Source organism: Rhizobium sp. WSM409, assembly GCF_057653825.1.
This window is the reverse complement of record NZ_JBYGKP010000002.1, coordinates 85661-97905: the sequence shown is the minus strand read 5'-3', so window position 1 is coordinate 97905 and position 12245 is coordinate 85661. Positions and strand designations below refer to the sequence as shown.

General features: G+C 58.8%; 13 protein-coding genes. 4 read left to right on the top strand and 9 right to left on the bottom strand.

The annotated features are described in order from the left end of the window. Positions 1 to 73 precede the first annotated feature (73 nt). The 6 genes from AC25BC_RS24030 to AC25BC_RS24005 all read right to left on the bottom strand — a co-directional run bounded on the left by AC25BC_RS24030 (position 74) and on the right by AC25BC_RS24005 (position 5307). Positions 74 to 400 carry a MurR/RpiR family transcriptional regulator gene (locus AC25BC_RS24030; RefSeq protein ID WP_012755606.1) on the bottom strand — a complete coding sequence of 109 codons (327 nt, stop codon included), beginning with the start codon at positions 398 to 400 and terminating at the stop codon, positions 74 to 76. Positions 401 to 432: 32 nt separating this feature from the next. Beyond that, complete coding sequence (locus tag AC25BC_RS24025) at positions 433 to 1455, bottom strand: Gfo/Idh/MocA family oxidoreductase (protein WP_128438848.1); 1023 nt, start codon at positions 1453 to 1455, stop codon at positions 433 to 435. A 29-nt stretch (positions 1456 to 1484) separates the two neighbouring features. Then, entirely contained in the window at positions 1485 to 2282 is a 798-nt protein-coding gene (locus AC25BC_RS24020; RefSeq protein WP_012755604.1) for a TIM barrel protein, read from the bottom strand. 21 nt (positions 2283 to 2303) lie between these two features. Next, a complete protein-coding gene (locus AC25BC_RS24015; RefSeq protein WP_012755603.1) occupies positions 2304 to 3104 on the bottom strand; it encodes an ATP-binding cassette domain-containing protein in 801 nt (266 codons plus the stop codon). Between the two features lie 2 nt (positions 3105 to 3106). After that, positions 3107 to 4228 (bottom strand): ABC transporter permease, encoded by a 1122-nt coding sequence (locus tag AC25BC_RS24010; protein WP_012755602.1) that lies wholly within the window; start codon positions 4226 to 4228, stop codon positions 3107 to 3109. A gap of 131 nt (positions 4229 to 4359) precedes the next feature. After that, positions 4360 to 5307: a sugar ABC transporter substrate-binding protein gene (locus AC25BC_RS24005; protein WP_128438849.1), complete on the bottom strand. Its 948-nt coding sequence runs from the start codon at positions 5305 to 5307 to the stop codon at positions 4360 to 4362. Positions 5308 to 5521: 214 nt separating this feature from the next. Between AC25BC_RS24005 and AC25BC_RS24000 the strand changes: the two genes are divergently transcribed. Further along, positions 5522 to 6514: a LacI family DNA-binding transcriptional regulator gene (locus AC25BC_RS24000; protein ID WP_017996222.1), complete on the top strand. Its 993-nt coding sequence runs from the start codon at positions 5522 to 5524 to the stop codon at positions 6512 to 6514. A 164-nt stretch (positions 6515 to 6678) separates the two neighbouring features. Here the strand turns inward: AC25BC_RS24000 and AC25BC_RS23995 are convergent, their stop codons facing one another. Continuing rightward, a complete protein-coding gene (locus AC25BC_RS23995; RefSeq protein ID WP_128438850.1) occupies positions 6679 to 7425 on the bottom strand; it encodes an NADPH-dependent F420 reductase in 747 nt (248 codons plus the stop codon). Positions 7426 to 7525: 100 nt separating this feature from the next. Between AC25BC_RS23995 and AC25BC_RS23990 the strand changes: the two genes are divergently transcribed. Then, the gene (locus tag AC25BC_RS23990) at positions 7526 to 7894 is read left to right on the top strand and encodes a winged helix-turn-helix transcriptional regulator (protein ID WP_017996224.1); all 369 of its coding nucleotides are present in this window, start codon (positions 7526 to 7528) and stop codon (positions 7892 to 7894) included. Between the two features lie 190 nt (positions 7895 to 8084). On the opposite strand, the gene AC25BC_RS23985 is transcribed toward AC25BC_RS23990, so the two are convergent. Continuing rightward, entirely contained in the window at positions 8085 to 9002 is a 918-nt protein-coding gene (locus AC25BC_RS23985) for a LysR substrate-binding domain-containing protein (RefSeq protein ID WP_012755598.1), read from the bottom strand. Between the two features lie 13 nt (positions 9003 to 9015). Next, positions 9016 to 9330 (bottom strand): hypothetical protein, encoded by a 315-nt coding sequence (locus AC25BC_RS23980; RefSeq protein ID WP_164902996.1) that lies wholly within the window; start codon positions 9328 to 9330, stop codon positions 9016 to 9018. A gap of 88 nt (positions 9331 to 9418) precedes the next feature. Here AC25BC_RS23980 and AC25BC_RS23975 point away from each other — a divergent pair, with 88 nt between their 5' ends. Together AC25BC_RS23975 and AC25BC_RS23970 are read left to right on the top strand one after the other, a co-directional pair. After that, positions 9419 to 10582 (top strand): mandelate racemase/muconate lactonizing enzyme family protein, encoded by a 1164-nt coding sequence (locus AC25BC_RS23975; protein ID WP_113545653.1) that lies wholly within the window; start codon positions 9419 to 9421, stop codon positions 10580 to 10582. Between the two features lie 216 nt (positions 10583 to 10798). Then, positions 10799 to 12172 (top strand): ISNCY family transposase, encoded by a 1374-nt coding sequence (locus AC25BC_RS23970; RefSeq protein WP_487778570.1) that lies wholly within the window; start codon positions 10799 to 10801, stop codon positions 12170 to 12172. Positions 12173 to 12245: the final 73 nt, after the last annotated feature.

Sequence of the window (12245 nt, the reverse complement as noted above, 5' to 3'; positions counted from 1 at the left end):
CATCGGACTAATCTTCAGATCAAGCGTAAAGCACGAACCTGCGCTTGAGCGTACCGACTGTGGCGACGGCCATCTACCCATCGCTCCCGTTTTTCATACCCGGCCCGGGCAACAACACAGCCAGGCGGCGGCGCAACTCATTTCTGAAAATTGCGCGTGCCTGCCCGATCTCGTGGAAGCCGATATGCGCAACAAAGCGCATGACCGTAGAGACGGAGACGCCGCAGTCGTTCGCGATTGAGGTCGTGCTAGCAAAGGCCATGAGTTCCGGTTTGGCCAGGACCCTCTTCGCGACATTCTCGACACGAAGAGGGAAGGTGACCTGGCGGCAGGCGATAGCGCACTTCAGCTCTTCGAAACTAGCCGGCGGGCTGCTCAGACTGCGGATATGCTGCGGCATTTCGTGGCACACTCCGTCTTTTGCGATCCGGCCTAGAGACCGGAAAGCTGGATCGTCCTGCGCTCGGTAACCGACGTGATGCAGGCAAGCGCGATGGCAAGCGCATTGCGGGCATCTTCACCGGTCGGGCCAGTGACGGTGCCTGTCCTTATGGCCTCGACGAAGGAGGCGAGCTGGGCGGTGTAGCCGTGGACAAAGTGATCCGTGTCACGCCGCCAGGTATCGTTCAAAACTCCGTTCTTGTCGTAGAGCGTCATCGAGGAACGGCGTACATCGCCCATCGTCACCATGCCGCCGGAGCCAAAGACCTCGCCGCGGATGTCGTAGCCGTACATGGCGCAGAAATTCGCCTCCGCCACGGCGATCGAACCGTTGTCGAAGCGGATGGTGACGACGGCGGTGTCGTGAAAACCCTTTCTGGCAAAGTCCGGTACCACGAGCGCATCGGCAATCGCCGTCACCTCGATCGGGGTTGCTTTCGGGTTCAGCCACAGCAGCGTGTCGAAGTCATGGATCAGTGTCTCATAGAAGATCGTCCATAGCGGCGTCTTTTCCGGGTTGCCGTCGTAGGGACCCGGGTCTCGCGTCAACGAGCGAAGAAGTTGGACGGAACCAACTTTGCCAGCGTCGATCGCTGCGCGGCCCTCGTAAAAAGCCTGGTCCCAACGTCGATTGAAGCCAACCTGGAGTGGCACCTTCGCAGCCTTTGTGACAGCGATAGCCTCGTCTGCTTCCCCGAGCGTCAGCGCCATCGGCTTTTCGCAGAAGACCGCTTTTCCGGCCCGCGCGGCTTCCACGACGACGCTCGTGTGGAAACGCGCCGGCGTGGCGATGATGACGCCATCGATCTCCGGATTGGCGAGAAGCTCCGACACGCTGGTATAGGCTTTGGGTGCATCGAGCGCTGCCGCCAGTTTTTCGGCAGCGCTCGGCGCCGGATCGGCGACGGCGAGCAAATTGGCATCAACCAGGCGCCGGGCGACGCTTTCGGCGTGGAACGAACCGATGCGGCCGGCACCGATGAGAGCGAGATTGACGGGACGGTGGGCGGGCATGGAAAGCTCCTGAAAATGCTGCTGTCGGATCAAAGGGAAAACGCGTCGCGGAAGCGGGAAAGAGCAAGTTCGTCATCGCCGGATGGCCAGGCTTCCATGCCGATCGTGCCCCGGTAGCCCATCTCGTTCAGGGCGCGTGCGATCGCCGGATAGTTGATTTCACCAGTGCCCGGCTCCTTGCGGCCGGGAACGTCGGCGACCTGAATTTCACCGATATGTGGAAGAGCGGTGCGGCAAAGCTCGATCAAGTTCCCTTCACCGATCTGCGCATGGTAGAGATCCAGGTTGAGCTTCAGCGACGGCCGGTTGACGGCCGCGACCAATGCAAGCGTGTCGGCGGCCTTGGCAAACGGCGTCTTTGGATGGTCAACAGCCTCGTTCAGGTTTTCGAGGACGAAGGTAACGCCTTCCTCCTCGCCGAGATCAGCGATGCGGTTTAGCGTATCGGCGGCCTTCAGCCACATGGCGCCGGTGACGACCTCGGACTTGACGACGGGCAGGCCCTGTCCGTCGAGCCCCGTGCCATGCAAGTTGAGGCGCGGGCAATTGAGTTCCTTGGCGATCGGGATCGACTGGCGCGCAGTGCGCAGCAGCTCATCGGCTCCGGCGTCATCTGCCAGCGTGCCGGTCACGTATCCTGTCATTGACGAGAAAGTGGCACCAGACTTTGCGATCGCCTCGATATCGTGTTTCGTCCAATCCCAGATTTCCGCCTGGAAGCCGAGTTCGGTGATGCGCTTCAACCGATCGAGGAGGGGCAGGGAGCGAAACACCATTTCGGCGCAGACCGCTAGCGTGAAAGGTGATGTTTTTGTAGTCGTTTTCATGATTGTTCCTCATGCAATATGTCAGATCGTGCCGCCGAGTTCGGCGGAGAGCACCTGCAGTTCCTTGCCGCCAGCCATGAGGTTCTGCAGTTCCTCAAGCGAAATCTCGCTCTTGTCGAAAGTGCCGAGCGTCTTTCCGCGATTGAGAACCGTGAAACGATTGCCGACAGCAAAGGCATGGCGAACATTGTGGGTGATGAAGATCACAGCGAGGCCCTTCTGCTGAACCTGATGGATGTACTTCAGCACCATCGAGGTTTGGGCAACGCCCAATGCGGACGTCGGCTCATCGAGGATGAGCACCTTGGCTCCGAAATAAACGGCCCGCGCGATCGCCACACATTGCCGCTCGCCGCCGGAAAGGGTGCCGACCGCCTGGTTCGGGTCGCGGATATCGATGCCGATCTTGTGCATCTCCTCGCGAGTCACCTCGCTGCAATACTTGAAATCGACATGGCGAAACGGCGGAATGCCTTTCACGGGTTCGCGTCCCATGAAGAAGTTTCGAGTGATCGACATCAAAGGGATCATCGCCAGATCCTGATAGACGGTCGCGATGCCGGCATCGAGTGCATCGCGCGGACTGGTGAATGCGACCGGCTTGCCCTCGACCAGGAAATCGCCGCCCGAGGGACGGACCACACCCGACAGCGTCTTGATGAGTGTGGATTTCCCAGCTCCATTGTCTCCAAGCAGGCAGAGCACTTCGCCCTGTGATACCTTCATCGAAACGCCCGAGAGCGCGATGACGGAGCCGTAGTGCTTGACGATATTTTTGACCTCAATGACCGGCGGAGCGGTTTCTGATTGGTTATCAGTCATGATCAGCGCTCCCCTGTCACTTTGCGGCGAATGAAATTGTTGAAGAGAACGGCCAGCAGCAGCATGGAGCCGAGGAAGACTTGGAACCAGTCCGAGTCGAACTTCGTGTAGGTCAGGCCGATCGAGACGAGACCGAAGATGATGGCGCCGAAGAAGGCGCCGATCGCCGATCCATAACCGCCGGTCAGCAGACATCCGCCAATCACGGCAGCGATGATCGCCTCGAACTCCTTCTGGAAACCGCGGCGCGCGTCCGTCGAGCCGGCATCCAGCACGGTGATAATTGCCACAAGCGCCGCGGCGCAGGCTGTGAGCGCGAAGAGCCCCGTCTTCACGCGATCGACCGGGACCCCGGAGTTTCTTGCCGCATTGGGATCGCCGCCGGCGGCAAAAACCCAGTTTCCGATCCGGGTGCGCAGAAGAACCCAGGTGGCGAGCCCGGCAATGGCGATGAACCAGACCACGGACACCGGCACGCCCGTGACTTTCGGAACGCCGTTGTCGAACTTCTCGATCAGGCCATGGGCTGCAAGCCAGCTGAAAAGATCCTGGAAGGCGACGCCTGAGAACAGGCGCTTCAAGGGACCGTCGCCGACGACCTCACCTATCCCGCGAAGCTGAGTTGAGCCGCCTGTCGCCCATTTCAGGCCAACAAGGGTTAGACCCCGCAAAATAAAGAGGAAGGCAAGCGTGACGATGAACGACGGCAGCCGTGTCCTGATCACAATCTGTCCGTTCACCGCGCCCATGGCGGCTGCAAGCAGCATCGTGATGATAATGGAAATCCAGAGCGGTTGACCGAAATTGGTCAGGGCCGCGCCGAAGATCAATCCGGCGAAGGCCACCATCGAGCCGATCGAAAGATCGAACTCGCCACCAATCATCAGCAGAGCTGCCGCAATGGCGAGAATTCCCAGCTGTGAGGCTGGGGCCAGGATCGTCATCACACCTGAAAGCGAAAACATCGAACGGTCTGCGGTAAGAAAGAAGAACGTCACCACCAGGACGAGGCCAGCAACCGCGCCGAGCTCGGGCCGACGCATCATATGTGTGAGAAAGCCCACCTGTTTGATGCGCTCGTCGGAGTTTGACGCATCTCCTATTTTTTGCTCGATCGGAGCCATGATACCTACCTCCCAATGGATGCAATTCGCCGAAGCGCCGAGGGCATTCCTCACGGCGCACGTCGTCTGTCGAACACCCTCTTCGAAAGCGGGGAGGGTGTTCGACAATCACGCCTTTCGGCAGTCGTGGATTAGCGGATGCCCTTTGCCGATAGTTCGACGACCTGGGCGGCCTTTTCCTTGGTGATCAGGTTCGGACCGGAAGGCACGTTGCCGCCGGGGATCAGGCCGTACTTGGCATAGTTTGCGAGGAAGACCACGGGCAGATAGCCCTGGAGGAACTGCTGCTGATCGATGGCGAAAGCGGCATCGCCAGCAGCGACAGCCTTCAGGAAGTCTGCAGAAAGGTCGAAAGTGGCGACTTTGATCTTGCCAGTCATGCCTGCATCGGCGACGGCAGCCAGAGACGGTTCGCCGGCAGTGCTTGCGCCGAGTGCCATGATCGTGTCGATTGCGGCGTTCGAGCTCAGTGCAGCCTTCACCTTGGCCCGAACGTCCGCCGGATCGTTGGAGACGGGCAGGACCGTAACGCTGCCTGCAAAGCCGTCGGAGAAGCCCTGGCAACGCTGATCGAGGGAGACGTTGCCGACCTCCTGGTTGACACAGATGGCAACCTTGCCGCCCATCTCCTTGAGCTTTTCACCTGCTGCCTTGCCGGCGCTGTATTCGTCCTGGCCGACATGGAGAAGCGCTCCCAGTGACTTCGAAACGTCGGAGCCGGAATTGATGGAAATGACCGGAATGCCGGCGGCGACCGCCTTCTGGATCGACGGGCCTAATGCGGACGAATCCGGGATCGAGACGATCAAGCCGGCTGGTTTCTGGTTGACGGCGGCGTCGATCAGCTGGCTCATGGCCACCATGTCGAAGGTTTCCGGCGCACGATAGTCGATGCTGACACCGGCATCCTTGGCGCCGGCGCTTACCCCGTTCTTAACAACCGACCAGAAGGGGTCGTTGGCCTGGCCGTGCGTTACGGCGATGATGTTGATATCCTGTGCGATGGCAACGCCAGATGCAGCGCCAAGTGCGCTAACCACGGCAACGCCCAGCACAATTTTACGAAGAAACGATTTCATAAAAACTCCTCCCAAAGGGTGTCCCGCGCCTCCTAGCGCGAGAACCACCAAAAACGCCTCAGACGGCGCGTCCTCCAATTTGCTACCGGGTGCACATTTTATGCTACCGGTAGCAAACGTGCATAGCTATAAGATTCTTGCTAAAAGAAATCAACCATTCATTTCGCGTTCCGGCAGAAATGGAATAAACGTTTCGAAACGGAGAGGTTCGACTATGAAGCGAGCGACGGCGCAGAACGTGGCGATGGAGGCCGGCGTTTCAAAGTGGACGGTCATCCGCGCATTTACGCCGGGTGCCTCGATCACGGAAGCAAGCAAAGCCAAAGTGCTGGAGGCGGCAGAGCGGCTCAATTATCGGCCTAACCTGTTGGCCAGGAGCCTTGCCACCAATTCTACACATCAGGTCGCGGTTCTCGTTGATGACTTCGCAAACCCGCACAAGCTTCCGTTTCTTGAAAAGCTAACCGCCAGCCTGCAGGCGGAGGGGCTCGTGACCATGTTGATCAATATCAATCAGCACTACAGCCACGTGCATGCCATATTGAATGCCGACCAGCGGCAGGTTGATGCGATCGTGCTATTTGGCACAGCGTTTCGCGACGAGATGTTGACGGATCATAAGCTGGGACGCGGCGGGCCTCCGATGTTTGTTCTTGCTCGAGATAGCCAGATCGAAGGTGTTCCCGCCATCTCCTGCGATGCCGTCGTGGCGATTGCCGAGATCGGCGAGCACCTATTAAAACGGGGATATCGGAGACCGGGATTTATGGCCGGGGCGCTTACATTGTCTACAGCGCTTGGCAGGCGGAGAAACTTCAAGGCGTTCTGGCGAACCGCTCTCGGCGTCGAACTCGTAGAAATGTCTGCCGAGCGCTACAGCGCAGAAGCAGGCGCGCAAGCCGCCCGGGACTATTTGTCTAACGTTGCGCCGGAAGACCGGATCGATGTCCTCATGTGCGAAAACGATGCTCTCGCGTTCGGAGCGATCGATGTTGCCCGAAGCGAGTTCGGCTTACGTGTGCCGGATGATCTCGCCATTGTGGGCTTCGACAACGCTGCCCCTGCGGCATCCCCCGCATACAGCCTTACAACCTACGAGCAACCCACCGACCAGATGGTCAAAGCGGCAATAGACATGATTCTGGAAAGAGCGCCGAGGGAGACAGTTAATTTCCAAGGCAAGCTTGTGGTGAGAGATTCAGCCTGATTGATCAAGCAATAGAATAGGCCAAAACGTATTTGGGCAAAATCCTCCACGCGGAAAACCACATCGTTCAAACAAATATCTCGAGCAAGTGAGCGCTTTAACGCGTAAGCTTGCTAAACCAGAGACACTGGGCATCTGATGAGTGGTGTCGTTGGTTAATTTCCTTACGCCGGGGCATTGTTCTCCCGATTGGAGGCGATGACATCGGCGTGCTTTGGGTTGGGGCCGAGTGCCGCGAATTGTTCGGGCAATTTATCCCGCGTTGCAGCGGCCTTTCCCTTCACGGCCTGAGCAAGGGCCTTGCGCGTCTCCTCGACGTTCCAGTCGCAGCAATAGACGGGCGTCGACGGCTGCTGGCGCCAGGAGTCGTCGAGAGACCCTGAATCGATGGGATCAAAACCGACCTCGTCCACGATGCCCATGACGATTCTTTTCTGAGCCTCGTCGTCGCCCGCAACGGCCGCTGCAATGCGATCGGGTGCACCAACCGGACGCCCGCCATCGGCAAGGGTCGCAGCCAGAATGTTGTTGAAGGCTTTGATAACGCGGCGGCTAATCTGGTTCGAAACCCAGACGCTTTCCGGCAATCCGTCGTCAATCTCGGCAATGTGCGGATCGCGCATGCCAGGATAGTAGTTGCCCGTATCGACGACCGGGACGTTGGCGGCAAGATTTGCGAATAGATCCTGCGGAAGCTCTGCAACGGCCGGGAATGGGATCGACAAGATGATCATATCAGCGCCATCCACCACACCCTGTGCATCAACCGGGGTCGCGCCGATGTCAGCAGCGAATGCGTTGAGCTTTTCGGAGGGTTTTGAATTGGTGATCCGGACATCATGCCCTGCGGCGGCAAGCTTGCGTGCGAGGGTACCGCCGATATTGCCGGTGCCAAAGATGCCGATTTTCATAAGCTATTCCTTCCGCATTTCTGTACTAATGAAAATAGGAGTAGATAGCTAAGCAGGCAAGAACCCACCTTTTGGTGTGTTACCGCCGATTGAGGTATGTATGCGGACTGAGCACGACTGGAACTGCCAGAATCCCGAGCAGCGGAAGGTATGGGCTGCGGCGACCAGTGAGGCGCTGCGGGTTCTCGAGGGCAAGTGGAAGACTGTCATCATCTGCCAGCTCTTTGCAGCGCATGGTCCCCTCCGCTTTTCTGAGTTGGAACGGCGTGTCGACGGCGTGAACCAGAAAATGCTCATCCAACAACTGAAAGAGCTGGAGAAGGACGGAATAATCGTACGAACCGTTTATCCGGAGGTGCCCCCACGGGTAGAGTACAACTTAAGCAAACTTGGTGTTGCACTGGGTCCGGCGATGGAAGCGTTGATCGACTGGGCACTACTGCGACGCGCTGGCATGAATGGTGACTGAAGCGGCGAAGGATTGAAGTCCGCGGATCCATTTATCGAGTGGCTCGGCCAGTAGGTCCTCGTCAATCGTTCTCACGGTTCCGGCGAGTACGGGAAGAAGCACGCACCTTTGCCCCTGGCTTGCAAAATAGAATGCCAAATCAAATTCAATTGCCCCCTATGAGGGGCCACGGGTCGCAAGTAAAGACTGTTCATACTGGCGTTCGCTTCGATGCACTTTCGACCGTCATCCAGAATTTCTCTGCCAACTCCGTCATCCGGGTCCTCGATCGGATCAGTACGATCTTGACCGGCACCATCCACCGTTCGTCGCCGGCGACTGCCAGGTTCCCTTCTGGTTCCAGCTCAGAGCTGGCAAGGCTGCGCGGTATCCAGGCCACGCCTTTTCCCTCAAGTGCCAGCGCTTTCAAGACCATTGCCAAATGCGATGTGAAGACGCGCACCAGATGCAATTCGCTCTCGACCGGCGAAAGGTTGGCCGCCAGTATTCGGCCCATTCCCGATTTCTCGTCAAACGATATATGAGGGACGGGAATCTCCGGTGTACCGGGCAACTTATGGATTGGCGCGCCCTCCTTGCCTCTTCGAGCAACGGGGACAAGAACGTCGCTGGCAAGTTCCATGTACTTGAAGTCGGCTTCATGCAAACGAATTTCGCTGTCTGGATGGAAGTGGCACAGGAGAAACTGCGCCCTGCCTTCCGCCATCATCTTTTCGCACTCATTCATGTTGTCGGAAAGAAGCCGGATTGGCACTGTCGCTACCGACGAGCCCAGACTTTGCACCCAACCCGGAAAAAAGGTGAAGGATAAAGCGTGCGTCGCCGCAAACGTCAGGGTCGCAGTGGCGGATCGTTCCTGGTTCAAGTCGTGGGTAGCCCTTTCGATCCTTTGAAGAATGTCATTTGCGGCATCAAGCATAATTTCGCCAGCAGGCGTAATCCTGATGCGGTGCGTTGATCGGTCGACCAGAACGGATCCGCTCCAATCTTCAAAGGCCTTTATCCGGCGACCAAAGGCGGGCTGCGTAATATTGCGCAACTCCGCCGCCCTCGAAAAATTGAGGGTGTCGGCGAGAGCTCGCAAATCCAAAAGCCAGGCAGTATCCATCTCATCCTCTCACTTACGGCATCAATTGAAGCCGAAACGGCATTGGACGGTCAATCGCTTGTTCGCGAATGTTGCGTTGAGGAACGCCGTTGTTGGAGACGCGACGGCAATGGGAGGAAGAAATGAAGTCACCATCGATCTCGGTCACCTCGCAGGCTTCGTTACCCTTGCTGCCACGCTGCCCAGCTTTCATGCCATTCCCATCGCAGGTCTCATCCTCCTGCTCGGCGTCGATCGCTTCATGAACCTCATCGACAACGGGGTTGCAACAATAGCCATCGCCAAGTGGGAAGGGGCTTTTGACCGGGCCACCGTCGACGCCGAACACGCGGGGACGTTCCCCGCCGGATCACTGTTGTCGCTGACGAAGCCCAGCACTAGCCAGACATCCAAATGTTCAGAAACCGGAGATCAAAATGCGTATCGTAAACGTCTGCGAAGTTACCAAGCCCATCGCGTCGCCCATCCGCAACGCCTATATCGACTTTTCGAAGATGACGGCCAGTCTCGTTGCCGTCGTGACCGATGTCGTCAGGGACGGCCGCCGCGTCGTTGGCTATGGCTTCAACTCGAACGGCCGTTATGGCCAGGGCGGCCTGATCCGCGAACGGTTCAAGGACCGCATCCTGCAGGCAGACCCGGACAGCCTGATCAACGACGCCGGCACCAACCTCGATCCGCACAAGATCTGGTCGACCATGATGATGAATGAAAAGCCCGGCGGTCACGGCGAGCGCTCCGTGGCTGTCGGTACCATCGACATGGCCATCTGGGATGCGGTTGCGAAGATCGAAAGTAAACCTCTCTTCCGCATGCTGGCCGACAAGAAGGGCCGCGAGGCGGACCCCAGGGTCTTCGTTTACGCCGCCGGCGGCTACTACTATCCCGGCAAGGACAACAGTGCGCTTCGCAAGGAGATGCGCGGCTATCTCGACCGCGGGTACAATGTCGTGAAGATGAAGATCGGTGGCGCCTCGATCGACGAGGACCGAGGCCGCATCGAATCCGTGCTGGAAGAGATCGGTTCCGAGGCGAAACTCGCGGTCGATGCGAACGGCCGCTTCGATTTGGAGACTGGCATCGCCTACGCGAAGATGCTGCGTGACTACCCGCTTTTCTGGTACGAGGAAATCGGCGATCCGCTCGACTACGCCTTGCAGGCGGCCATCTCCGAATTCTACGACGCTCCCATGGCAACCGGCGAGAACCTCTTCTCCCACCAGGATGCCCGCAACCTGCTTCGTTACGGCGGCATGCGCGCCGACCGCGACTTCCTGCAGTTCGACTGCGCCCTGTCCTACGGTCTCGTCGAATACCTCCGGACCCTCGACGTCCTGCGCCAGTTCGGTTGGTCGCCGTCCCGCTGCATCCCGCATGGCGGTCACCAGATGTCGCTCAACATCGCGGCCGGCCTCGGCCTCGGTGGCAATGAGAGCTATCCAGATCTCTTCCAGCCATACGGGGGCTTCCCGGACGGCGTAAAGGTCATCGACGGGCATATCACGATGCCTGAGCTGCCGGGCATCGGCTTCGAAGGCAAGTCCGACCTTATCAAGGTCATGCGCGAACTCGCCGAATAGTCGCGTGTTCCGGGGGACCAGGACGGTCGCGCGATCGCGATGAAGAGCATAGTCTAACGAACTTCGGTTCGCTGATCACGCGTACGCCAGTGCAATCACTTTGTTCCATAAGCTATCTTATGCGATACAGTTGTTGTAGCCGCAAAGTTAAAGTGTCCTGTTTCTGCAAAGTTGGAATGTCACTCTCCCCTTGTTTGATGACCTGGGAGATTGCGGATGGGACTGATTGCGATGAGCGAGCGTGATCTGCAGCGGATCGAGATTCTATCGAAAGTGATCGCCGGCCGGATGACGATGGCGTCGGCGGCACATGTGCTTGATCTGAGTACGCGCCAGGTGCGTCGTCTGCTGGAGCGGATCAACACGGGTGGTGCGGCGTCGATCCGGCACAAGGCGATCGGCCGACCGTCGAACAACCGGATCAGCGACGGTGTTCGGGATTACGCCGTGACGTTGGTTCGCGAACGCTATGCAGACTTCGGACCAACCTTGGCGGCCGAGAAGCTTGCCGAGCGCGATGGGTTGCGGGTGTCGCGTGAGACGTTGCGCAGCTGGATGGTGGATGCGGGCCTGTGGCTCTCGCGCAAGCAGCGGCGGACGTTTCATCAGCCGCGCTTGCGGCGTGAAGCCTATGGCGAGTTGGTGCAGATTGACGGGTCCGAGCATCGCTGGTTCGAGGACCGCGGTGATCCATGCTCGCTGCTGGTGTTCGTCGACGATGCGACGGGCAAGCTGATGCAGTTGCGGTTCGTGCGCTCGGAAAGCGCCTTCAGCTATTTCGAGGCGCTGGCGCTTTACCTGCGCGATCACGGCGCGCCTGTGGCTTTCTACTCCGACAAGCATTCGGTGTTCCGGGTGGCGAAGAAGGAGGCCAAGGGTGGCCAGGGCATGACCCAGTTCGGGCGGGCGCTTTGTGAGCTAAACATCGAGATTCTTTGCGCAAATTCGAGCCATGCGAAGGGTCGTGTCGAGCGGATGAACCGGACGTTGCAGGATCGACTGGTCAAGGAACTGCGGCTGGCGGGGATTTCCGGCATGGACGACGGCAACGCTTTCCTGTCCGGTTTCATGGAGGACTACAATGCCCGGTTTGCGATTGTCCCTGCCCGGTCCGATAATCTGCACCGGCCGATGAATCTGGCGCCGGATCGGCTCAGCGAGATTCTGTGCAAGCGCGAGCAGCGCTATGTCGGATCGCAGTTGACGTTTTCGTTTGAGCGCCAGCGGATCATGCTGGAGGAGAGCGAGGTGACGCGCGGTTTGGCGGGTCGCTATGTCGAGACCTACGCCTATGCCGATGGCCGGCTGGACGTGCGCTGGAAAGGTCATTCCCTGCCCTACAAGACGTTCGACAAGGACCAGCGGGTGACGCATGCGGCGATCACCGAGAACAAGCGGCTCGGCGATGTCCTGGCCTATATCAAGGAGCGTCAGGAGCAACTGCCGGCGCCCAAGGTCAGGACCAACAGCGAGAAGAATGGCTACACGCCGCGGGGCCGCAAGCCGGGTCGGAAGACGGATTTCATGAACGATCCCGCCGTCATTGCCCGACGGCGACAAGCACTCTCTGACCTCGATGCGGCGGAATGACTGGCTGCTCCAACTGTCAAAGCTAAAGCCGATGGGGAGCATCTCACCCGCCCCCTCCCTTCCCTTGCAACCG